Genomic DNA, 22,216 nt, shown 5'->3' with positions numbered 1-22,216 from the left:
CCGGCGCGTACCACCTGCAAAAGCCCGTCGGCGGGCGCGGTGTCCTGCTCGGCGGTGTGCCCGGCGTGCAACCCGGCCACGTCACCATCATCGGCGGCGGCGTGGTCGGCACCAACGCCGCCAAGATGGCCATGGGCCTCGGCGCCAAGGTCACCATCCTCGACGTGTCACAGCGCCGCCTCGCGTACCTCGACGACGTGTTCTTCGGCCGGATCACCACCATGATGAGCAGCGAGGCCAACATCCGCGACCTGCTTCCCACCACCGACCTCCTGATCGGCGGCGTCCTCATTCCCGGCGCCAAAGCCCCCCATCTCATCACCCGTGACATGCTGGGGCTCATGCCCGAAGGCAGCGTCATCGTTGATGTCGCCGTCGACCAGGGCGGCTGCGTCGAAACCATCCACGCCACCACCCACGACGATCCCACCTACGTGATCGACGGCGTCATTCATTACGGGGTCGCCAACATGCCCGGCGCCGTTCCCCGCACCAGCACCTTCGCCCTGACCAACCAGACCCTCCCGTACGCCCTGCTGCTTGCCGACCACGGCCCCAACGCCCTGCACCGCAACCCCGCCCTCATGCTCGGCCTGAACACCCACCAGGGCAAACTGACCTACCAGGGCGTGGCCGACGCCTTCGAACTGCCGTACACGGCTCCGGAAGTGGCGCTGGCCTGAGACTTCGACTGATTCCCCACCCCCCAGCCCCCTACCCCAGGGGGACAGGGGGGGCTTTCGTTGGCACTGGGCAGGTATTTCGCGGGCGTTGGTGGTGGGTGTTGGGTGGGGACGGCCACGCCTCACACGCCATCCTTCGCGCCCGCTGCGTTCGCCCCGCGCGCCCCGCGCGCTGCGCGCACGACGGGCTTGGTTGCCACGACGGTTGCGGGGCAGGAGTTCTTGGTGCGAGCCAGAAGGTTCTACTTTTTTAGCTTCTGCAAAAGCGGTGTTCCTGGCTCCCCTTGAGGGGAGCTGTCAGCGTAGCTGACTGAGGGGTCCTGCGAAGCAGCTGTGTCCTGCGAAGCAGCGGTGTTGCCTTTCCGCTCCCTTCTCCTCACAGGCCACGCCTCATCGCGCGTACCTTGTGGGTATGTTCTCCCGTCCTGGCCGCCCTGCTCCTCCTTTAAGTCCGGATGCTCCGCGCGTGAAGCGTGATCCGCGTCAGCTGGTGCGGCTGCTGGCGTTCGCGCGGCCGTACCGGGCGTTGTTCGTGGTGGGCTTGCTGGCGACGTTGGTGTCGAGTGGGTTGAATCTGGTGTTCCCGGCGTTGTTCGGGCGTCTGATCGATGCGTCGTTCCTGCGGGTGGGGTCATCTGATACGTCGCAGCTGGACCGGACGGTGCTGCTGCTGCTGGGCATTTTTGCGTTGTCGGCGGTGTTCGGGGCGGCGCAGTCGTACCTGCTCTCAAGGGTGGGGGCGGGCGTGGTGGCGGACCTGCGGCGGGCGGTGTTCTCGCACCTGCTGACGCTCTCGCCGCGTTTCTTCGGGGAGCACAAGACGGGGGACCTGACGAGCCGCCTGACTTCGGATGTAGGCACGGTGCAGACGGTGACGAGTACGGCGCTGGCGCAACTGGCGGCTCAGACGGTGAGTCTGGTGGGGGCGGTGGTGCTGCTGATCAGCACGAGCGCGCGCCTGAGCCTGCTGACGCTGGCGGTCATTCCGCTGGTGATCGGGACGGCGGTGGTGGTGGGTCGGCAGATCCGCCGGGTGAGCCGTGAGGTGCAAGACGCCGTGGCAGGCGCAAACGCCAGTGCCGAGGAGGCGATCAGTGGCGTGCGGGTCGTGCAGAGTTTCACGGCTGAGGGCGTGGAGCAGGCCCGCTACGGGGAGGGGGTGCTGGCGAGTTTCCGGGCGGCGCTCCGGCGGGCGCAGTGGCAGGCGCTGATGACGGGCGTGATGAGTTTCCTGACCTTCGGGGCGCTGGCGGTGGTGCTGTGGTACGGCGGGCGGCAGGTGATGGCGGGAACCCTGACGCCGGGGAATCTGGTGACGTTCCTGTTCTACGCGCTTCAGGTGGGGGCAACGGTGGCGGGCCTGACGGGAATCTTCAATCAGTTTCAGGAGGCGCTGGGCGCGTCGGGCCGGATCTTCGAGCTGCTGGACGAGCGCAGTGACCTGCCGCAGCCCGCGCAGCCGTCGCCGCTGGTGCGCGCCGATGGCCGCGTGACGTTCAGCGGCGTGACCTTCGCCTACGAAGGGGCGGGCGAGCCGGGGGCCAGGGAGCGCGGCGCGGTGTTGCGGGACGTGACGCTGGACGTCCCGGCTGGACAGGTCGTGGCGCTGGTCGGGCCGAGCGGGTCGGGGAAGACGACGCTGGTGAACCTGATTCCGCGCTTCTGGGACGTGACGGCCGGCACCCTGCGCGTGGACGGCCGGGACGTGCGCGAGTACGCCCTGTCGGACCTGCGGGCCCAGGTGGGACTGGTGCCGCAGGAGACGCTGCTGTTCAGCGGCACGGTGCGCGAGAACATCCTGTACGGCCGCCCCGGCGCGCGCCCCGAGGAGGTCGAGGCGGCGGCCCGCGCGGCGAACGCGCACGAGTTCATCATGGGCTTCGCGCAGGGCTACGACACGGTGGTGGGCGAGCGGGGCGTGAAACTGTCCGGCGGGCAGCGGCAGCGCGTGGCGATTGCACGCGCGGTCCTCAAGGACCCCCGCATCCTGATTCTGGACGAGGCGACCAGCGCCCTGGACAACGAGTCCGAGTCACTGGTACAAGCGGCGCTGGAGCGGCTGATGCAGGGCCGCACGACCTTCGTGATCGCGCACCGCCTGAGTACCATCCGGGGCGCGGACCGGATCGTGGTGATCGATGCGGGCCGGGTTGTCGAGGATGGCCCGCACGCCGCACTGATCGCGCAGGGCGGCCTGTACCGCGACCTGTACGAGTTGCAGTTCCGCGCGCAGCAGGAAGGCCAGGCGGAACTCAGCGTCCCCTGACGCTAGTGGGCGCAGAGTGCGGCGCGCAGCAGCGGAAGGTTGGAATGCCCGTCCTGCGCGTCTGGGCGCTCTGCGCCTGGTACGGATTCCGGTGCAGGGGTGGGCACAACCCGTTCCAGCCCAGTAGCGCGAGTGGGAGCCGAAGCGGGCGCCGCGCTTGAAGGCGAGGATGTGGGAGCAGGGCCATGAAACACGCCCCGCCACGGTCAGGTGGTGGGGCGTGTTCTGGGTGGACTGGTGGAAGTCCGGTTCATACAGACTGGCGTCTGTTTCGCTGACAACCCGGAACATCGCCGGGTTGCCAACTCCACGCCCGGAACCCGTTTCTCTTCCACTCGCAACCGCTCGGATTGAATGGCCTACAAAGCCATTCGATCGGAGGCTGGGTCAGTCCATGGCGAGCGCGAGGCTCTGGTCGTTCTGCGTGACGTTCCCGCCGATGCCGCGCAGGCGCTCGGCGAGGCGTTCGTAGCCGCGGTTGAGGTACTGCACGCCGTCGATGATGGTGTCGCCCTCGCAGGTCAGGCCCGCGATGAACAGCGCGGCCCCGGCGCGCAGGTCGGCGGCCTTGACGGGCGCGGCGTGCAGTGGGCCGCCCTGAATGACCTGGGTGTACCCGCTGACGGTAATGTTGGCGCCCATGCGGGTCAGTTCGGCCACGTGGGTCAGGCGGTCCGGGTACACGGGGTCCTGCACGACGCTGGTGCCGGGAACGGTCGCCAGCAGGGCGCTCATCTGGGGTTGCAGGTCGGTGGGGAACCCGGGGTAGCTCTGGGTGGTCAGGTTCACGGGGCTCAGCTCGCGGTTCGTGGCGTCCACGATCATGCGGGTGCCGTCCTCGAGAATGTCCACGCCCATTTCCTGCAACTTGCCGGTCACGGCGCGCAGGTGGTCGGGGCGCACGTTGTTCAGGATCAAGCGGCTGCGGGTCGCGGCGGCCAGCATCATGAACGTGCCGGCCTCGATGCGGTCGGGAATGACGGTGTACGTGCCGCCGCGTAGGGCGCTGACGCCGCGCACGGTGATGGTGTTCGTCCCGGCGCCCTGAATGTCGGCCCCGAGGCTGTTCAGGAACTCGATCATGTCGACCACGTCGGTGTCGATGCTGGCGTTCTCAAGCGTGACCACGCCGTCCCCGAGCACGCTCGCCAGGACGGCGTTGTGCGTGCCGCCCACAGTCAGCAGTTCGAAGATGAACTGTCCGTTCAGGCTGCCCTGACGGGTCGCTTCGAAGTTACCGCCGTCCTCGCTGACCTGGGCTCCCAGGGCGCGCAGGGCCTTGACGTGCTGATCGACGGGCCGGGGTCCCCAGGCGCAGCCGCCGGGCATCGAGACGGTCGCGTGCCCGGCGCGGGCCAGGATGGGGCCCATGACGATGAAGCTGGCGCGCATCTTGCTGACCAGCGCGTAGGGCGCGTCGGTATTCAGGATCTCGGGGGTGTGCAGCTCTAGGCTGTTCTCGCCTACCCAGGTGTGCTGCGTGCCGATGTGGGCCAGCAGGTCGAGGATGGTGTTGACGTCACTGAGGCGCGGAATGCCGTGCAGGGTGACCTTTTCACTGCTCAGGAGGCTGGCCACGATAATGGGCAGCGCGGCGTTCTTGCTGTGTTGAACGGTAATCTCTCCGCTCAATTGGCGGCCGCCCTGGACGTGCAGTGGGGTCAGTTGCATGGGATTCTTCCTTTCGTGAGCAGGCTCGGGGTTGGGAGGAGGCTGAGGGCAGTCGGGGAGCGCGGTCGCCAGGGTCACAGCCCGGCCCGGCACGGTACAGGTGCATGTTACACATCGTGCTCACGGTGTGTCCATACTGACCATACAGGCTGCCGCGCGCCGGGGGATGAGCCGAACCGGCACGGCCGCTTTTGAACAGCGGCCTCTGAACAGTGCTACCTGAACAGTGCCATCTGAAGGGCAGCGTCTGAACAGGGGCGTCTGAAGAGGATCACACTCAGGTCAGCTTGATGTTGAGGGTACTCAGGTGCCGTGCTACGCTGCCCGGACGACCCCGTCCCCGGCCTGCCAGACCAGACTCAGGCGAGGTCCCTTTCAGGAGAGGCATGCCTAAGAAGGAACGTAAACGCCTGCAGGTGGTCATCAGCGACGAACAGGACGCCCTGCTGACCCGCACGGCCTATGAACTGTCCAGCCCGGAACGACTGATCAGCAAGAGTGAAGTCGTTCGTCTGGCCATCGAGAAGATCGCGCGGGAACTCGGTGAGGGTGAGAATCTCGAACAGTACCGCGCCATTCTGGAGACCGACGAACTGGCCGAAGGCTAAACGCCTCGGCGCGGCTGTCCTCTGCGGATTCCGATTGATGCGTTGCAGTTCTGAATCAATCCGGGCGGACGCGAGTAGGAACAGCCTACGCCCCTTCGCGGTATGGAGCCGCAGGCAGCGCTTTTCCGTCTGAGGCGCAGTGGAGCGCAGTCCGTATTAGCGTGCCAGGGCCGCCGGGCTTTCCAGGACGCGCCGCGCCCACAGGTAACGGGGCCCCCAGTACCGGTCGCCCTGCAGACGGTCCACGCTCACCCGCCCCTGGTAACTGTTGGCACTGACGAACTCGTCGCCGCCCAGGTAGATGCCCACGTGCGACACGCGCCCATGACCTTCCGTGTCGAAGAACAGCAGGTCGCCAGGAAGCAGGTCCCGGTCCGCGACGGCTCGTCCTGCCTGCGCCTGATCGGCGCTGACGCGCGGCAGATTCACGCCCAGCGGCGTGAAGACCAGCCGCACGAAGCCGCTGCAATCCGTTCCGCCCGGCGTTTCGCCCCCGAAGCGGTAGGGGGTTCCCAGCAGGTTCATCGCCGCCTCGTGCCAGTCGCGCGCGGGTGGTGCTCCTCGCGGTTCCTGGGGGCTGGCGGCGTCGGGGGGCCCGTCTCTGTGCACGCGCGGCATCTCCTGGGCGGGTTGCAGGACCGGGGCGACCTGTGGCGGGACGCCTGGCAGGAAAGGCGAGCCGCCCACGCCGGCCGGCGCCTGGGCAGGCGGCGCGCCCTGATCGTGCGCGCCGGCCGGTAGCCGCAGCACCTGCCCGACCTTCAAGACGGTGCCGGGAGGCAGGCCGTTCTCGGTCAGCAGGGCGTCCACAATGACACCGTAGCGGCGGGCCAGGGCGTACAGTGTCTCGCCGGGCTGCACGCGGTGAGGCGGCGCGGCTGACGGCCCGACCTGCAGCCGCAGCACCTGCCCAACCCGCAGGTCCGGGGTGCCCAGCCCATTCAGGGTCAGCAGGGTCTCCACGCTCAGGCCTGCCCGGCGCGCCACACTGAAGGCCGTGTCGCCCGGCTGCACCGTCACGCTGCCCAGGCCGCGCAGGTCCGGCGCGGGCGTGGCCTGCAAGGTGGCGGGCGCACCCGGACTGCCCGGCAGCGGCCCTGCCGGCGGGTTGCCCTGCGCGGCGGCCACCGAGGCGCCCAGCAGCACGGACAGCAGGGCACTCAGTAAGCTGCGGCGCGCGTCGCGGGCGGAGTGATGGGCTGGCAGGCAAGGCATGGGTCAGGACTCGCAGGGACCGGGGAAGGACAGGGGCGGTGGAGGCGGGTGCCCTGGGGCCGGGCAGGACGACCAAGCTAGAGGCGTGAACTGTGAAGTGAGCATGAACCGACCTTGATCACCGCACGGTAACACGCGGCCCCGATTCCTGCCAGTGCCCCCACCCTCCTCCTGGGCTGGCCCGGCACGCGCGCCTCCGTCTCGCTCGGGTGGCCGCCGGTGCGCACTCAAGCCGTGCGGCACGCGGTCAGTGGGCGTATGGTAATCCGTGTGATGACCCGAGCCCAGGCGTGGAGCGCCCGGACCTTCAGCGCCCTGCGCCACCCCAACTACCGCCGTTACTGGTTGTCGCAGCTGCTGTCCCTGACCGGCTCGTGGATGCAGGCCACCGCGCAGCAGTACCTCGTGCTGGAACTCTCGGGCGGCAGCAGCAGCGCCCTGGGCTGGGTGACGGCCGCGCAGTTCATGCCCAGCCTGCTGCTCTCGCTGTTCGCCGGGGCCGTGATCGACCGCGTGCCGCGCCGCCGCGTGCTGCTGCTCACCCAGACCACGCTGCTCATGACCGCCACCGCGCTGGCCGTCACCACCCACCTGGGGCTAGTCACGCTGCCGCTGGTGATGGCTATCGCGTTCCTGTCGGGCTGCGCGAACGCTTTCGACATGCCCGCCCGGCAGAGCATGGTCGTGGATTTCGTGCCCCGCAGTGACGTGCCGAACGCCGTGGCCCTGAACAGCCTGTCGTTCAACGTGAGCCGCACGGTCGGGCAGGCGCTGTTCGGCGTGATCGCGGCGCTGGGCGTGACCCTGCTGGCCGGCGGGAACGCCGGGAACATCTCGCGCCTGGCACTGCCGTTCTACCTGAACGTCGCGTCGTTCTTCGTGGTGCTGTACGTGATCGCCACACTGCCGTTCCCCGCCCGCGACGCCGGCCCGCGCGGCAGCATGGCCGAAGATGTCCGCGAGGGACTGCGCTACGTGCGCGCCACCCCCACCGTGCGCAACGTCATGCTGCTGGTCGGCGCGTTAAGCCTGACCACCATCAACTTCAACGTGATCATCCCCTACTACGCCCACGCGGTGTTCGGCGCGCGCGAGGCCACCTTCGGCGCGCTGTCCGCCGCGTTCGGCATCGGCGCGATGGTCGGCGCGCTGTGGCAGGCCAGCCGCCCCAACCCGCTGCGGAACCTGCGGGTCGGGGCCGTCATCCTGACCCTCAGCGCCGTGGCCCTGGCTTTCACGCCCGGCCCGGCCCTGGCCTTCCCGGTTCTGGCCGCCTGCGGCTTCGGCATGCTGACCCTGCTGGTCAGCGCGAACAGCAGCGTCCAGCTCACCATCCCCGACGCGCTGCGCGGCCGCGTGATGAGCCTGTACTCCTTCGTGCTGGTCGGCATGGGCCCCCCGGGCGCCCTGATCGCCAGCAGCCTGATCAGCCGCAGCGGCCCGCTGGGACCACGCCTGGGCCTGATCGCCCTCGCCGCGCTGGGCGCCGTGGCCATCGCCGCGCTCTGGAGCCGCCTGCCCCGCGAACCCCTGCCCACGGCGGAACATGAACTCTGAACCCAGCCTAAGGCCGCACGCCGCGAACCGGCTGTTATGCTGCGTGCATGGCTTCAGACCGCACTCCTGATCAATCGCACGCCCTGATGACCTGGGCCCTGATCATGGTCGCCCTCGGCGCGATCATCGGGATCGGCACCACCGCCGCGCTGCTGGCCCGCAAGGGCCGCCCCCTGCCCGACGACCTCGACGCGCCGCTGTTCATCTGATACGGACTGCCGCTCCACTGCGCCACAGTCGCAAAAGCGCCGCCTGCGGCTCCATACCCCCCACTCCGTACCTTGTTCCCCCTCGCGTCCGCTCGGATTGATTCATAAGTGCAGCAAATCAATCGGAATCCGTATGATACCCACTGCGATTGATTCGGAACCGCAGCGAAGCCACCGGAATCCGTATCAGAATGGCCAGACACGCGGGATGATCAGCAGGGCCACCACGAAGGTCACGGCCGTCAGGCCCGACCCAACCCGCACGAAATCCATGAAGGTGTACCGCCCCGGTCCGTACACCAGCATGCACGACGGTTCCAGCGGCGTGATGAACGAGTTGCTGGCCGCCACCGTGATTCCGATGATGAAGGGGCGCGGGTCGTACCCGAGCGCCCCGGCCGTCCCGATGGCCAGGGGCAGCATGACCAGCGCCGCCGCCTGATTGCTCATGGGCTGCGTCAGCAGCACCGTGACCAGGAACAGCGCCCCCAGCAGGCCGTACGGCCCGAGCGGTTCTAGCACGCCGGCCATCGCGCCAGTCAGCGTGCGGGCCGCGCCGCTGTCCTCGAAGGCGGTGCCGAAGGCCAGCATGCACGCAACCAGAACGATCACAGGCCACTCCACCGACCCGTACGCCTCCTCGGGCGTGATCAGGCGGAACATCAGGCTCAGGGCGACCGCCACGACCACCGCCACGGCCAGCGGTACGACGCTCAGCCCGCCCAGGATCACGGCCCCGCCGAATAGCAGCAGGGCCAGGGGCGCGCGGCGCAGGTCCCGCTGCCGCTCGGTCAGGTCGCCCAGGACGACCAGATACTCGCCCAGCGAATCGATGCGGTCCGCGCCGCCCTGCACCATCAGCACGTCGCCCACCTGAATGCGCAGGCCGCCCAGCCGCTCGACGTTGCGCGCGCGGCGGTGCAGCGCCAGCACGGACGCCCCGTAGCGCTCGCGGAAGCGCGCTTCTTTCAGGGTGCGGCCCAGCAGGGGCGAGCCGGGCATGACGACCGCCTCGACCAGCCGCACCGCGCCGCCCTCGGCCTGCCCGAGTTTCTGCTCGCTCTTGCTGATCACGCCCAGGGTGCTCCTGACGGCCAGGATGCGCTCGGTCGGGCCCTCGACGGTCAGGGTGTCGCCTTCGTGCACCCGGAAGTCCGGTGCCGGGCCGTACTGCGTGGGTTGATCACCGCGACGCACGGCCACCACGGTCAGCCCGTGATCGCGGCCCAGCCCGGTTTCCCGCAGGGTCTGCCCGACCAGCGGACTGCCCGCCGCGACCGTCAGGTCCGCCAGGTACGCCCGCAGCGACTCTTCCAGTTGCGCGTCACGGGCGGGCAGCAGGCGCGGCGCGATAAAGAACAGGTACGCCAGGCCCACCACGGCGACCGGCAACCCCACCCAGGCCAGCTCGAAAAAGCCCAGCGGTTGCTGGCCCGCGCCGGGCAGCGCGCCCGACACCACCAGGTTGGTACTCGTGCCGATGATGGTGACCGTGCCGCCCAGGATGCTGGCGAACGCCAGGGGCATCAGCGCGCGGCTCGCGGGAATCCCGGCGCGGCGGGACAGGCCCGCCACGACCGGAAGGAACACGGCGGTCGTGGCGGTGTTGCTCGTAAAGGCGCTGACGCCCGCCACGGTGCCCAGCAGGGCGCGCAGCGTGGTCGTGGGGTTCCCGAACCGGCGGGCCAGGGTCACGCTGATCCACTCGATCACCCCGGCGCGCAGCAGCACCCGCGTCAGGATGAACAGGGAGGCCAGGGTCAGGACCGTGTCGCTCCCAAAACCCGCGAAGGCCTCCTTGGGCTTCAGGAGGCCCAGCAGCAGCAGCGCCGAGAGCAGGCCCAGCGCGGTTACATCCACCGGGAGCCATTCGGTGGCGAACAGCACCAGAGCGGCGACGAACAGAATCAGCAGGATCAGGATGGGGTCCATGGGTCACCGGGCAGCGTGACGCGCCGCGCCGCCATTGACATGAGAAAAACCGGAAGACACTCCAGCTTGACCGGCCCGTCAGTCTGGCTGGGCGTCGGTGCCTGCGCTGACCGACCCGCCGGTCGCCAGCCGCGTCAGGGCCTCGCGCAGCACGGCCACGGCGCGGTCGTACTCCGCGAGCTCGAGGCGTTCCTCGGGCGTGTGATCGAGCGCGCTGTCGCCCGGCCCGTACGCCAGGGTAGGCACCGGCCAGTGCGCGGCCACCACGTTCATGTCACTCGTGCCGGTCTTGACCTTGAACACGGGCACGCCGCCCTGCGCGCGGATCGCGACCCGCATGGCCCGCGTCAGCGCGTTGTCCCTGGGGTGCCGCACGGCGCTCTCATGGCCGGTGAAGGTCAGGGTCACGCTGTCCAGGTCGGCCAGCAACTCGCGGATGGTCGCCTCGGCCTCCTCAGGACTCACGGCGGGCGGCAGGCGCAATCCGAACGTGGCACGCGCCTGCTGCGTCAGGCCGTCCGTGCCCGCCGTGATGTCCTGCACGGTCGCCTGCACCCCACCGAACACGCCGCCCGCCTCGCCCGCCGTGGCCGCCCAGGCACGCACGCGGAACCACGCCTCGGTCAGGTCGTCCCCGGCGCTGCGGCCCTCGCCCGCCGTGTGGAAGTTCTCGCGCTGAGCCCCGGCTTTCACGACCAGGCGGCCCTTGTAGCCCAGCGTCAGGCCCTCCCAGCCGCTCGGTTCGCCGATCAGGACCACGTCGGGTTGCAGGACCTCCCGGATGTGCCGCGCGCCCCGGCTGCTGGGCGCTTCTTCCTCGGTTGCGCCGATCACCACGAACCGCGCCGCCGCCAGCGCCCCGGGCGGCAGGGTCGCCACGGCCGCCATGAACGCGCACAGCGGTCCCTTGGCGTCCACGCTGCCGCGCCCGTGCAGCACGCCGTGGGCGTCCACCCGCACCGGAATCTCGCCCGGCACGGTGTCCATGTGCCCCAGCAGCGCCACGGTCAGCGGGCCGCTGCCACGCTCCCCCACGGCATTCCCGGCCTCATCCACCCGCGCGCTGAAGCCGTGCGCGGCCATCCAGCCGCTCAGAAAGTCCGCCACCGGCCCCTCCTGCCCGGACAGCGACGCGATCTGTACGGCGCGGATCAGCAGGTCACGCGCGTCCTGCGCCGGGCCGGGGTTCTCACTCGGCATCCATCACCCCGCCCGGGGCGCTCGACGCGCGGGCCAGCGACACCAGCAGCCGCGCGATATCCGCCAGCGCCATCAGGGCAATGCTGCCCACCCCGCCTGCCAGCAGCGTCCACAGCGCCGCCAGCGGCTCTGCACCCGAGAACTGGAAGAACGCCAGCGCCACCGACGCCACGAACAGCACCGCGCCGAGCACCCGCAGGCGACCCGTCACGCCCTCGACCGCGTCGGCCTGCTGCGCCAGCATCGCCACGGCCGGCGCCGCGCCGCGCGGGGGCACACCCGCCACCTCGGCCCGCACCGGCGCCGGAGCGGCGGCAGGAGCAGACGCCGGGGTCGGCTGCCGCTCGGCCGCCACGGGCGCGGGCGCTGAAGGGCGGGGTTTACTGAGATCCGGCACCGGGCGGGGGTCCGGCTGCGGACGGCTTTCCGGCTGGGCGCGGGTGGGGGAGAAGGCCGACGAGGAGATCACGACCGGCCCGTCCAGACGCTCCGGCCCGGCCGAGGTCGGAGCGGGCGTGGGTGCAGGCGTGGGTGCCGGAGCAGGTGCGGGCGCCGCAGTGGGGGCAGGGGTGGGTGCCCGGGTGGGGACAGGAGTCGGTGCCCGGGTGGGGACAGGAGTGGAGGCCAGAGTCGGTGCCGGGGCAGGGGCGGCGGCCGGGCTGAAGGTCTTCGGACCGTCCGCTGACGGCAGTGGCGTGACCGGCTGCTCCTTGGCGCGGGCCGTGGCGTCCCGCACCTGCCCGAAGAACGCCTGCACCTGTGCCGGATCGAAGCCCAGCAGACTGGCCGTCAGGGCCGTGCCTGCCGGAGTCTCGACCCGCAGCGTGCCCTCCTGATCGCTGTGAATGCGGGTCAGGTCCCGCAGGGTCACGCGGCGCGTTCCGTCGCCGTCCTGAAACAGCAGGGTGTCGGCCGTCAGGACGAACAGCGCCTCGTCGCGCTCCAGGGACGTGAGGGGGGCGGCGGTCATTCCGATGCTCTGCAGGGTCTGCGCGGCTCGTTCACTCTGGCGCTGTGTCATGGTCACTCCTTGTACGGCAGTTCTGCGAAATTATACGGACCGCTGGGCAAAGGGTTGCACAACAGTTCAAACCGGGCGCGGCGAGCAGGAGAGAAACGGGTTCCGTCTGTCCCGTTCACGACCCGCCCCCGTGCCGAGCTTCCCCACTCCACGGTCAGCGTTGCCCCTGCTCGCGACGCCCGGTTTGAGTCGGGAGGACACGCCGCTGCACCGGGGTCCGTATCAGCCGCTGCCCAGTTCGCGCGGGCGGTACGTGACTGCCTCGGCCAGGTGCGCCTCGCGGATCTCGGGGCTGCCCGCCAGATCCGCGACCGTGCGGGCCACGCGCAGCAGGCGGTCATACCCGCGCCCGGTCAGGCCCAGTTGCTTCGCGGCGGCCCGCGCAAAGCCCTCGGGACCGGCGGCCAGTGGCGCGTGCTGCCGCAGCGCCTGCCCGGCCAGGTCAGCGTTCCGGCTTCCCTGACGTTCCAGCATGCGTTCGCGGGCCGCCGCCACCCGTAAGCGGACCGGGGCCGTGGGTTCCGGTTCGGGCGCGCGGGTCAGTTCCTCGATCGTCAGGCGGGGCACCCGCACGGTCAGGTCAATGCGGTCCAGCAGCGGCCCGGACAGCCGCGCCGCGTAGCGCGTCCGTTCGGACGGTGTGCACACGCAGGCCTTTTCCGGGTCGCCCAGGTGCCCGCACGGGCAGGGGTTCATGGCCGCAATAAGCTGAAAGCGCGCCGGGTACTGCACGGTCGCCCGCGCGCGGCTGATCACGACCGTGCCGTCCTCCAGCGGTTGCCGCAGCGTTTCCAGGGCCTTGCGGCTGAATTCCGGAAATTCATCCAGAAACAGCAGGCCCCGGTGGGCGAGGCTGACCTCGCCGGGCCGGGGCACGCCGCCCCCACCGATCAGCCCCGCATCCGAGACGGTGTGGTGCGGCGCGCGGAAGGGCGCCCCCAGGTTCAGGCGGCCCCGCGAGGCCAGCAGCCCCGCCGCCGAGTGAATCCGCGTGACCTCCAGCGCCTCGGCCCGCGTCAGGGGCGGCAGCAGGCCCGGCGCGCGTCGCGCCAGCATGGTCTTTCCGCTGCCGGGCGAACCGACCATCAGCAGGTTATGCCCGCCTGCCACGGCGATCTCCAGTGCCCGGCGCGCCCCGCTCTGGCCCTTGAGATCCGCGAGGTCCAGCATCGTGTCCTCTGGCACCTGCGCTTCGGGCGCAGGCGTGACCGGTAGCGGGTGGGAGCCGCTCAGGTGCCGGGCGGCCTGTGCCAGGGTGCTCGCCCCGAACACCGGCACGCCCTCGATGAGCGCCGCCTCGGGTGCGTTCCCCAGGGGCAGCAGCGCCGGCAACCCCAGCTGAGCCGCCAGCAGTGCCAGATTCACCGCGCCCGAGATGGGCCGCAGGCTGCCGTCCAGCGCCAGTTCACCGGCCACCAGCGTGCCTGCCAGCGCCGCCGCCGGCAGCAGGTCCTGCGCGGCCAGCAGCCCCAGCGCGATGGGCAGGTCGTACAGCGGCCCCTCCTTGCGCAGGTCAGCCGGGGCGAGGTTCACCGTGATCCGCGCCGCCGGGAACGGCAGTCCCGCGTTCCGCACGGCGGCCCGCACCCGCTCGCGCGCCTCGCTGACCGCCTGATCCGGCAGGCCCACCACCGTGAAGGCCGGCAGGCCCGGCGAAACGTCCACCTCGACCTCGACTGGAACGGCGTCCACACCGATGAGGGCGACACTGCGGGCGCGGGCCAGCATCAGCGGACCCTACGGACTGTGTAAAATTTCACGTGGTCCAGCGTAGCAAACCCCGCCTGACAGAACCGTTGCGGGCAGCCACGCCAGCGCACGGCTGTGAGTACCACGGTGGCCGTCCCCCAGCCCCTAACTCTTTAACAGTCACCGCTCTGACAGCACGCGTCCCGACGACCACGCGCGGCATGACCGGTGGGGACGCGTTGACCCCAGAGACTCAAGCGGGCGTGTTGTCCTTGACGACCGACACGGTCGGTGCCGGAGCGACCGGCTGCGCCGCCCCGCTGGTCGGCACGGCAGCCTGGGCCGCCGGGATGGCCACGGCCTGCGACGCGTGAATGGTCTGCACCGCCGCTGCGGGCGGCCCGTCGTTCAGGGTGCCGTCCAGGCCGTCTTTGAGACTCTGGGTGCTTTTACGGAATTCGCGCAGGCCGGCACCCAGACTCTTGCCCAGTTCGGGGAGTTTGCGCGGGCCAAACACGACCAGCGCGACGAGCAGAATGACGATCAGTTCACCGGGGCCAAGATTGGGCATGATTTCCTCCAGGGTGGGCCGGAGCGGCCCGTCGGGGCCGTCCACTCCCTTGTGTCTTGTCAGTGTAGGGCGCCGCGTTCCATCAAATGTCATCTCCGCGCGCTCAGGGCTCCGGTTGAATGGTTCGCCCAGGCGGTTCATCCGAGGGGAGCGGGCGGGAGCGGGGCGCCCCTCCGGGCGTGAAGTTGGTCCCCCGGCGCCGCGTCAGGGCAGGCCGGACGGAGCGCGTGGCGGTCCCAGCGGCGCGTTGCGGTAGGCGCGCAGCGTGCCGTTCATGAACGCCACGTACAGCGTACCGTCCGCCGCCAGCGGGGTGGCCTGCACGCCCTGCGACTCCCGGTGAGACCAGTGCACGGCCCCGCTGCGTACCTCCAGCGCCCTGAGCTCACCGGCTTCGGAGGCGAGGAAGACCATGCCGGCGCTGATGACCGGACTGGCCGTCACGCGGCCCTCCATGGTGTGCGACCACAGGTCCTCGCCGTCCGACAGGCGCAGCGCCCGCACCATGCCCCCCCACCCGGCCAGGATCGCCACGCCCGACTCGCGGTCCGCGCCGGTCAGGGCCGGGGAGGCCCACACCTCGTCTTCCAGGTCGTAGGTCCAGAGGGTCGGTTCGCCGCTGCGCAGCGTGACCCGCCCGCCTGCCGCGCTGAGCGCCAGCGCGTGCACCTCGCCCTCCCAGGTCGCCACGACCAGCGTCGCCTCGCCCGGCCGGGTCGGCAGGAGTGCCGGGGTGCCGTGCACCGTTCCGATCTCGACTTTCCACATGGGCGTGCCGCTGCGGGCGTCCAGCGCGTGCAGCCAGCCGTTCTCGTCGCAGATCAGCGCCGCGCCCGCCCACACGAGCGGACTGGCCGCCACCGGCCCGCCCGTCCGGTACGCCCAGCGCAACTCGCCCGTCGCGTTGTCCAGCGCGTACAGGTGCCCGTCGCGGCTGCTGGCCAGCACCTGCCCCTGCCACAGCGTGGGCGCGCCCGTCAGTTCCGCCCGCGCCCGGTGAATCCAGACTTCCGCGCCGCTGTGCAGGTCCACGCGCCGCAGCGTGCCGTCCCAGGCACCGAACAGCACGTGCCCATCCTGGAAGGTCGCCGGGGCCGTCACCTCATCCCGCGCGGCGTACGTCGCGAACGGCCGGCCCGACGTGTGCGTCAGCACCAGTTGCCCGCCTCGCGTACCCACCGCCACGAGATCCGCCTCGCCCATCACGGCGGCCGGCCACGTGACCTCGCCCGGCAGCGGCACGCTCCAGACTTCCCGAAGGCCCGCCACGCGCGCTGGCCCGTCCGGGTGCTCCCCGGTCCGGGTGCGCCCACCCCGGTACTGGCCGCGCACGTGCGCCGTCCACACCTCCCGCCGCGCCAGCGCCCACAGGTGCGCCAGCGCCTCGCCACTTTCCGGGCGGTGCTCGGGCCGCTTGGCCAGTAGCGTCAGCAGCACCCTCGCCACCGCGTCGGGCACCGCCGGGTTCAGGTCACGCGGGTCCGGCGCGGCCTCATACACATGCTGGTACAGCACGCTCTGATCGCTGTCCCCTACGAACGGCGGACTGCCGCACGCCACGCGGTACAGCACCGCGCCCAGCGCGTACAGGTCACTCAGGGGCCCCACGCCCACCCCGCGCGCCTGCTCGGGCGCCATGTACGCCGGGGTGCCCAGCGTCACGCCGCTGCGCGTCAACTGCCGCGTGTGGTCACTGAGCGCCACCAGCCCGAAATCCATCAGGCGCGGCAGCCCCGAATCGTCCAGCAGCACGTTCCCTGGCGTCAGGTCCCGGTGCGTGATTCCCCGCCCATGCACGAAATGCAGCGCCCGCGACACGAATGCCGCCCCTGTCAGGAAGCGCTCCAGTGGTCCCGGCGCGTCCTCCAGCGGTCCCAGCGCCGTCACCGGGCCGCCCGTCATGAGCGGCATCGTGAAAAACGGCCGCTCCCCCTCCGGTTCCGCTCCCAGGTCCAGCACCGGCACCACGCCCGGATGCGTCAGGCGCGCCAGGGTCCGCACCTCCCGCAGGAATCTCTCGCGGTCGCTGGGAGGCACGTGCGCGTGCTGCACCTTCACGGCCACGTCCCGGCCCAGCAGCGTGTCGTGCGCCCGGAACACCCGCGCGCTTCCACCCTCGCCCAGCAGATCCAGCAGGTCATAACGACCCACCAGCACAGAGCCTGAATCGAGCGGCATACCCGCGAGTGTAGCGCCCGGCAGCCAGCAGGGGCGGGCGGCGGGCGCGGGCAGCGGCGAATGATGGGTGGCCAGTGATTGGTGACTGGCCTGCCGGTCTAACCCCGCCACCCACTCGCTTGCACGGACAGCCGCCTGTTTCGTTCACGACCCGCTCAGGCGCCGGGTTGCCCACTGCACGCCTGGAATCCGTCCTGCTCCCCGCGTCCGCCCGGACGCAACGGTTGCTGCCTACCTCTGGCGCGGGCGTCCGGAATCAGTCGCCGACGAACACCAGCCGTTCGTAGGTGCCGTCCGCGCGCCGGGCGGGCAGGCCAGCCTGGGCGGCCTGTTTCAGGCGGGTCAGGGCGGTGGCCACGGCGGGGCCCTCGCCGTACATGCGCCCGGCGTCGTCGGTCAGCTGGATTTCCAGGCCGCGTTGCTCGCCGTGTTCCTGGCCGTGCGTGGCGCGCAGGACCACGCCCGCACCGGGTACCTGGGTCACCGTGACCCCGGCGGGCAGGGTGGCAAGTTCGATCTGGTGGCGGAGGGTATGTTCATCCATGCGGTCATTGTGCGCCGTGATTGGGGTGCGGCGCACCCCGCACCGCGCCTCAATTTCCCCTGCGGCCCGCCCGTATCCTGCACGCGTGACGTTGTTCGACCCGCCCGCTCCCCTCGCCGAACGCCTGCGGCCCCGCACGGTCGCGGAGGTCGTGGGTCAGACGCACCTGCTCGGCCCCGGCCGACCCCTGACGCGCGTGCTCGGGTCCGGGCGGCTGGGCAGCCTGATCCTGTGGGGGCCGCCCGGCGTGGGCAAGACCACCCTGGCCCGGCTGCTGGCCGGGGAGGTCGGCGCGCACTTCATTGGGCTCTCGGCCGTCACGGCAGGCGTGAAGGACGTGCGGGACGCCACCGCCGAGGCTGAACGCCTGCGCGGCCGGGGCCAGAAGACGATTCTGTTCCTCGACGAGATTCACCGTTTCAACAAGGCGCAGCAGGATGCGCTGCTCCCTCACGTCGAGTCGGGCCTGCTGACCCTGATCGGCGCGACCACCGAGAACCCCAGCTTCGAGGTGAACCCCGCCCTGCGCTCCCGCGCCCGCACGCTGGTCCTCGAAGCCCTGAAGCCGCAGGAGGTACGCGGCCTGCTGGAACGCGCCCTGACCGACCCGCGCGGACTGAGTGGCGTGACCGCCGAGCCGGAAGCGCTGGATCTCCTCGCGCGCCTGGCAGAGGGGGACGCCCGCCGCGCGCTGAGCACCCTGGAAGTCGCGGCAACCCTGAGTAACCCCGTCACGCCCGACGCGATCACCGAGGCCTTCGGGCGACACCTGCCGCAGATGGACCGGAACGGCGAGGACTTCTACAACCTCATTTCCGCGCTGCACAAGAGCGTGCGCGGCAGCCACGTGGACGGCGCGCTGTACTGGCTGGCCCGCATGGTCGAGGGCGGCGCCGATCCCCTGTACGTCGCGCGGCGCGTGGTCCGCATGGCCGCCGAGGACATCGGCCTCGCCGACCCGCAGGCCCTGCGGTTGGCCGTCGCCGCGCGCGACACCGTGGAATTCCTGGGCAGTCCCGAAGGCGACCTGGCGCTGGCGCAGGCGGTCGTGTACCTCGCGCTGGCCCCCAAGAGCAACTCCGTGTACGTGGCCTGGAAGAACGCCCTGAACGCCGTCCGTGACGGCGCCGGACCCGACGGAGGCAGCCTCGCCATTCCCCTGCACCTGCGCAACGCCCCCACCGCCCTGATGCGCGTTCAGGGCTACGGCAAAGGCTACGCGTACTACTTCGACGACCCCGAAGGCTCATTCGCCCAGAACTACCTGCCCGAAGGCGTGCAACTGGACCTGTACGCCCCCACGGGCGAAGGCTGGGAAGCCCGCGTCGCCGAACGCTGGCGCAAACTCAGGGACGCGCACGGGGAAGGAGAGACAAGTGGGAGCTGAAACCCGCTGTCAGCGCAGGCCCCGCTGCCCTGGCGGGCGGGACCGCACCTGCTCGGGCTGTCTGCTCGGGCTGTCTGCGCGGGCTGTCAGCAAAAACCCCCCGCCGCTCCGGCGTGCGGAGGCTGGCGGGGGGGCGGAACTCTGGGAAGCGCCCGGCGTCGAGGCCGTGGGAGTGAGGGGTGCGCGGTGCCGGGTGAGGGGTGCTGCGTGCTGGGCGTGCCCGGTCGGGCCGGTCGGTCCGGCGACGCCGCCCCGGCGTCTGTAGGCTGCAGCCTTGTTCCCCGCTGCGAGGTAGGTCTCCGCTCGCGCGGACGCTCCCTACCGGCAGTGTGGGCCTACTCGGGCAGGTCCGTCAACCAGTTCGCCTGTTGCAGCTGCGTGTCCAGTTCCCGGCGTTCCTTCGCCAGGGCGTCTACCTGCACCTGCAAGTCGCGGGTGGGAATGGCGGACAGGATGCGCACCTCGCTGTTGCTGTAGCGGGTAGGGCGGTCGCTGGCGGTCGCGGCGGCGCGGCGCAACACCCGCAGGCGCAGGTCCAGCAGGTCACGCCGGGTCAGGGCGTCCGTCAGGGTCTGGCCGCCCTGGAGGGTTGCGCGCAGGTTCGCGCGGTGAATGCGGGGCAGCAGCGCCTCCAGGCGCGCGGCGACCTCCGTGAACTCTCGCAGCAGCGCCTGTGGGTCCTCGGCGGGCGCCTCACCTTCCTGCACGAGCAGGTTCTTCACGAGGCGTTCTTCCAGTTGCGCGGCGCGTTTTTGCAGGTCGGCGCGTTCGATCAGGGCCTCGGCAAGTTTCATGCCTGCAGGGTAACGCGCAGTCGTGCGGGGCGAAAGCGGGGCGGGCTGAAGGGAGATAAGGCTTTCTGACACGGAATGCGATTGATTCGCACCTTCACCCGATCAACCGCAGTCCGGATAAGCCACTCGGCGCACGGTGTCGGGGAGGCAGGGCCGGTATGCTCCTGATGAGATGTCCTTCGATTCGCGCGCCCTGTCCGCCCTTGATTTTCCCCGTGTTCTCGATGCGCTGGCCGAGCGCAGTGCCACGTCGCTGGGCGCAGAGCGCGCCCGTGCGTTGCGGCCCTCGGATGACCCGGAGCGGATCGCGCGGGAACTCGACGAGGTCGAGGACGCGCTGTTCGGCGTGAGCCTCAGCCTCGGCGGGATTCACGATATCCGCGAGTTGCACGCCCGCGCCGCCGAGGGCCGCGTGCTGTCGGGCCCGGAGTTGCTGAGCGCCGCGTACTCGCTGGACGGCGCGATGACCGTCAAGCGGGCCATCGGCGTGAACTCGCGCGGGCCGCTGCGGGAGGTGGCGACCGGGCTGGGTGATCACAGTGAACTGGTGCGCCGCGTCCTGAGTGCCCTGGACCGCGACGGGGCCGTGCGGGATGACGCCAGCCCCCGCCTGCGCGACCTGCGTAAGCGCATCGAGCCGCTGCGCGGCCGCATCCGCGAGCGCCTGACCGCCACGCTGGAAAAATGGTCGGACGTGCTTCAGGAGCACATCGTCACCATCCGCCGCGACCGCTACGTGCTGCCCGTGCAGGCCAGCCGCGTGGGGCAGGTGCAGGGCATCATCGTGGACGCCAGCGCGACCGGGCAGACGTACTTCGTGGAACCGGCCGCCGTTACGCAACTGAACAACGAACTCACCCGCCTGATCCTCGACGAGGAAGCCGAGGTGCGCCGCATCTTGACGGAACTCTCGGGCCTGCTGGCCGGCGACGCGGACGTGCCCATGACGCTCGTGACGGTCGGGGAACTGGACCTGATCGCCTGCAAGGCCCGCCTGGCCCGCGACTGGCGACTGAACCGCCCGGAGCGCTCTGTGGGTACCTACGACCTGCGCGAGGTGCGCCACCCGCTGATCGAGAACCCGGTCGCGAACGACGTGACGCTGGGCGACACGAAACTGCTGCTGATCACCGGCCCGAACATGGGCGGCAAGACCGCCACCATCAAGACGCTGGGGCTCGCGGTGCTGATGCACCAGTGCGGTCTGTACGTCGCGGCGGCCAGCGCGAAACTTCCCGTGGTGCGAGACGTGCTGGTGGATATCGGCGACGAGCAGAGCATCGAGGCGAGCCTCAGTACCTTCGCGTCTCACCTCAAGCACCTGCGCTACGTGCTGCGGCACGCCGCGCCCGACACGCTGGTTCTGGTGGACGAGCTGGGCAGCGGCACCGACCCCAACGAGGGCGCCGCCCTGGCGCAGTCCCTGATCGAGACGCTGCTCGCGCAGGACGCGCGCGGCATCATCACCTCGCACCTGTCCCCGCTGAAACTGTTCGCGCTGGAAACACCCGGCCTGAAGAACGCCAGCATGGGCTTTAACGTGGACACGCTGGCCCCCACCTACGTGCTGCAGGTCGGGCAACCGGGCCGGTCGTTCGCGCTGGCCATCGCGCAGCGCATGGGCCTGCCCGCCGACGTGCTGCGCCGCGCCGAGGACCTCCTGGGCCCCGACGCCGGCCTGATGGAGCGCATGCTCGAGGGACTGGAACGCGAACGCGAGGACCTGCGCGAGCAGCTCGAAGGCACCGCCGCCGCCCGACGCGACGCCGAGGCCGAACGGAGCCGCGTGCGCCAGGAACGCGAGACCCTGGAACTGCGCCGCAACGAGATGCTGGCCGAGGCCAGCCAGAAAGCCGAATCCCTGTACGCCGACGCCATCGAACGCGTCCGCACCCTGCGGGCCCGCGCGCAGGAGGACAGCGCCCGCCCGCGCGTCATGCAGGAACTGCGCGAACTGCGCGTCTCGGCGCAGAAGGCCCGCCCCGCCCCCATCGTGCGCGAGGAACGCGGCGACCCCATCCGCGTGGGCAGCCGCGTGGACGTGCCCGCCTACAACGCCGCCGGGCAGGTGCTTGAACTGCGCGGCGACGACCTGGTCGTGCAACTCGGCGTCATGAAGGTCGGCGTGAAGCGCCGCGACGTGCGGCTCAAACAGGAACCCAAGGTCACGGCCCCCAAGACGCGCAGCCCGCGCGCGGCGTTTGCCGGAGCGGTCGCCGCCAGCACCTTCCAGAACGAACTGCAACTGCGCGGCATGGGCGTCGAGGAGGCCGTCGAGGAACTCCGGACCGCCATCCTCGAAGCGCACGCCCTGAAAGAAAGTCCGCTGCGGGTCGTGCACGGCAAGGGCCAGGGCGTGTTGCGCCGCCTGCTGCGCGAGTACCTGAAGACCGACCGGAAGGTCGAATCCTTCCACGACGCCGAAGCCAACCAGGGCGGGCACGGCGTCACCATCGTCAACATCCGCCACTGACCGTTCCCTGACTCGTCGCCTCATGATACGGACTGCGCTCCACTGCGCCACAGTCGGAAGGGCGCCGCCTGCGGCTCCATATCGCGAAGGGGCGTAGGCTGTTCCTCCTCGCGTCCGCTCGGATTGATTCAGAACTACAGCGGTAACTGCTCAGCAGGGGACGATCAGACAGAGAAATTGGGCATGAGAATATCCCCCGTGAACACGCTGACCAGTCC

General features: G+C 70.5%; 17 protein-coding genes. 7 read left to right on the top strand and 10 right to left on the bottom strand.

What is annotated here, in order from left to right; translation table 11 throughout:
- Both QZ271_RS10900 and QZ271_RS10895 read left to right on the top strand, forming a co-directional pair.
- Positions 1 to 683: NAD(P)-dependent oxidoreductase (locus QZ271_RS10900; protein WP_291431348.1), on the top strand; the 683-nt coding region annotated here is incomplete at its 5' end.
- Between the two features lie 412 nt (positions 684 to 1,095).
- A complete protein-coding gene (locus QZ271_RS10895; protein WP_291431347.1) occupies positions 1,096 to 2,949 on the top strand; it encodes an ABC transporter ATP-binding protein in 1,854 nt (617 codons plus the stop codon).
- A 387-nt stretch (positions 2,950 to 3,336) separates the two neighbouring features.
- Here the strand turns inward: QZ271_RS10895 and murA are convergent, their stop codons facing one another.
- Entirely contained in the window at positions 3,337 to 4,620 is a 1,284-nt protein-coding gene (gene murA / locus QZ271_RS10890) for a UDP-N-acetylglucosamine 1-carboxyvinyltransferase (protein WP_291431346.1), read from the bottom strand.
- A 386-nt stretch (positions 4,621 to 5,006) separates the two neighbouring features.
- On the opposite strand from murA, the gene QZ271_RS10885 reads away from it, so the two are divergent.
- Complete coding sequence (locus QZ271_RS10885; RefSeq protein ID WP_291431345.1) at positions 5,007 to 5,228, top strand: transcriptional regulator; 222 nt, start codon at positions 5,007 to 5,009, stop codon at positions 5,226 to 5,228.
- Positions 5,229 to 5,384: 156 nt separating this feature from the next.
- Here the strand turns inward: QZ271_RS10885 and QZ271_RS10880 are convergent, their stop codons facing one another.
- Entirely contained in the window at positions 5,385 to 6,443 is a 1,059-nt protein-coding gene (locus QZ271_RS10880) for a C40 family peptidase (protein WP_291431344.1), read from the bottom strand.
- Positions 6,444 to 6,713: 270 nt separating this feature from the next.
- Here QZ271_RS10880 and QZ271_RS10875 point away from each other — a divergent pair, with 270 nt between their 5' ends.
- Entirely contained in the window at positions 6,714 to 8,000 is a 1,287-nt protein-coding gene (locus tag QZ271_RS10875; protein WP_291431343.1) for an MFS transporter, read from the top strand.
- Positions 8,001 to 8,047: 47 nt separating this feature from the next.
- The gene (locus tag QZ271_RS10870) at positions 8,048 to 8,209 is read left to right on the top strand and encodes a hypothetical protein (protein WP_291431342.1); all 162 of its coding nucleotides are present in this window, start codon (positions 8,048 to 8,050) and stop codon (positions 8,207 to 8,209) included.
- 186 nt (positions 8,210 to 8,395) lie between these two features.
- On the opposite strand, the gene QZ271_RS10865 is transcribed toward QZ271_RS10870, so the two are convergent.
- From QZ271_RS10865 to QZ271_RS10835, 7 genes are all read right to left on the bottom strand, one after another.
- Positions 8,396 to 10,141 (bottom strand): SLC13 family permease, encoded by a 1,746-nt coding sequence (locus QZ271_RS10865; RefSeq protein WP_291431341.1) that lies wholly within the window; start codon positions 10,139 to 10,141, stop codon positions 8,396 to 8,398.
- A gap of 78 nt (positions 10,142 to 10,219) precedes the next feature.
- Entirely contained in the window at positions 10,220 to 11,341 is a 1,122-nt protein-coding gene (locus QZ271_RS10860; RefSeq protein WP_291431340.1) for a [LysW]-lysine hydrolase, read from the bottom strand.
- Positions 11,331 to 12,362, bottom strand: a complete 1,032-nt coding sequence (locus tag QZ271_RS10855; RefSeq protein WP_291431339.1) for a hypothetical protein — start codon at positions 12,360 to 12,362, stop codon at positions 11,331 to 11,333. Before QZ271_RS10855 ends, QZ271_RS10860 begins: the two co-directional genes overlap by 11 nt.
- A 222-nt stretch (positions 12,363 to 12,584) precedes the next feature.
- The gene (locus QZ271_RS10850; protein WP_291431337.1) at positions 12,585 to 14,090 is read right to left on the bottom strand and encodes a YifB family Mg chelatase-like AAA ATPase; all 1,506 of its coding nucleotides are present in this window, start codon (positions 14,088 to 14,090) and stop codon (positions 12,585 to 12,587) included.
- Positions 14,091 to 14,304: 214 nt separating this feature from the next.
- Positions 14,305 to 14,622 (bottom strand): twin-arginine translocase TatA/TatE family subunit, encoded by a 318-nt coding sequence (locus QZ271_RS10845; protein ID WP_291431335.1) that lies wholly within the window; start codon positions 14,620 to 14,622, stop codon positions 14,305 to 14,307.
- A 204-nt stretch (positions 14,623 to 14,826) separates the two neighbouring features.
- On the bottom strand, positions 14,827 to 16,800 hold the full coding sequence (locus QZ271_RS10840; protein WP_291431333.1) for a serine/threonine-protein kinase: 1,974 nt from the start codon (positions 16,798 to 16,800) through the stop codon (positions 14,827 to 14,829).
- A 256-nt stretch (positions 16,801 to 17,056) separates the two neighbouring features.
- Entirely contained in the window at positions 17,057 to 17,344 is a 288-nt protein-coding gene (locus QZ271_RS10835) for a hypothetical protein (protein WP_291431331.1), read from the bottom strand.
- 85 nt (positions 17,345 to 17,429) lie between these two features.
- Here QZ271_RS10835 and QZ271_RS10830 point away from each other — a divergent pair, with 85 nt between their 5' ends.
- Positions 17,430 to 18,731, top strand: a complete 1,302-nt coding sequence (locus tag QZ271_RS10830) for a replication-associated recombination protein A (RefSeq protein WP_291431328.1) — start codon at positions 17,430 to 17,432, stop codon at positions 18,729 to 18,731.
- Between the two features lie 335 nt (positions 18,732 to 19,066).
- Here QZ271_RS10830 and QZ271_RS10825 read toward each other — a convergent pair whose 3' ends face one another.
- Entirely contained in the window at positions 19,067 to 19,525 is a 459-nt protein-coding gene (locus QZ271_RS10825) for a DIP1984 family protein (protein WP_291431326.1), read from the bottom strand.
- A gap of 172 nt (positions 19,526 to 19,697) precedes the next feature.
- Between QZ271_RS10825 and QZ271_RS10820 the strand changes: the two genes are divergently transcribed.
- On the top strand, positions 19,698 to 21,998 hold the full coding sequence (locus QZ271_RS10820; RefSeq protein ID WP_291431325.1) for an endonuclease MutS2: 2,301 nt from the start codon (positions 19,698 to 19,700) through the stop codon (positions 21,996 to 21,998).
- Positions 21,999 to 22,216: the final 218 nt, after the last annotated feature.

The organism is Deinococcus sp. (assembly GCF_018260555.1).
GTDB lineage: Bacteria > Deinococcota > Deinococci > Deinococcales > Deinococcaceae > Deinococcus.
Note: the sequence above shows the minus strand (reverse complement) of the source record. Positions and strands in the feature narration are given on the sequence as shown.

Coding starts and splice junctions, on each gene's coding strand:
- QZ271_RS10865 (WP_291431341.1), bottom strand. CDS start 10,141: ATGGACCCCATCCTGATCCTGCTGATTCTGTTCGTCGCCGCTCTGGTG.
- QZ271_RS10820 (WP_291431325.1), top strand. CDS start 19,698: ATGTCCTTCGATTCGCGCGCCCTGTCCGCCCTTGATTTTCCCCGTGTT.
- QZ271_RS10860 (WP_291431340.1), bottom strand. CDS start 11,341: ATGCCGAGTGAGAACCCCGGCCCGGCGCAGGACGCGCGTGACCTGCTG.
- murA (WP_291431346.1), bottom strand. CDS start 4,620: ATGCAACTGACCCCACTGCACGTCCAGGGCGGCCGCCAATTGAGCGGA.
- QZ271_RS10880 (WP_291431344.1), bottom strand. CDS start 6,443: ATGCCTTGCCTGCCAGCCCATCACTCCGCCCGCGACGCGCGCCGCAGC.
- QZ271_RS10845 (WP_291431335.1), bottom strand. CDS start 14,622: ATGCCCAATCTTGGCCCCGGTGAACTGATCGTCATTCTGCTCGTCGCG.
- QZ271_RS10850 (WP_291431337.1), bottom strand. CDS start 14,090: ATGCTGGCCCGCGCCCGCAGTGTCGCCCTCATCGGTGTGGACGCCGTT.
- QZ271_RS10855 (WP_291431339.1), bottom strand. CDS start 12,362: ATGACACAGCGCCAGAGTGAACGAGCCGCGCAGACCCTGCAGAGCATC.
- QZ271_RS10885 (WP_291431345.1), top strand. CDS start 5,007: ATGCCTAAGAAGGAACGTAAACGCCTGCAGGTGGTCATCAGCGACGAA.
- QZ271_RS10840 (WP_291431333.1), bottom strand. CDS start 16,800: ATGCCGCTCGATTCAGGCTCTGTGCTGGTGGGTCGTTATGACCTGCTG.
- QZ271_RS10870 (WP_291431342.1), top strand. CDS start 8,048: ATGGCTTCAGACCGCACTCCTGATCAATCGCACGCCCTGATGACCTGG.
- QZ271_RS10895 (WP_291431347.1), top strand. CDS start 1,096: ATGTTCTCCCGTCCTGGCCGCCCTGCTCCTCCTTTAAGTCCGGATGCT.
- QZ271_RS10825 (WP_291431326.1), bottom strand. CDS start 19,525: ATGAAACTTGCCGAGGCCCTGATCGAACGCGCCGACCTGCAAAAACGC.
- QZ271_RS10835 (WP_291431331.1), bottom strand. CDS start 17,344: ATGGATGAACATACCCTCCGCCACCAGATCGAACTTGCCACCCTGCCC.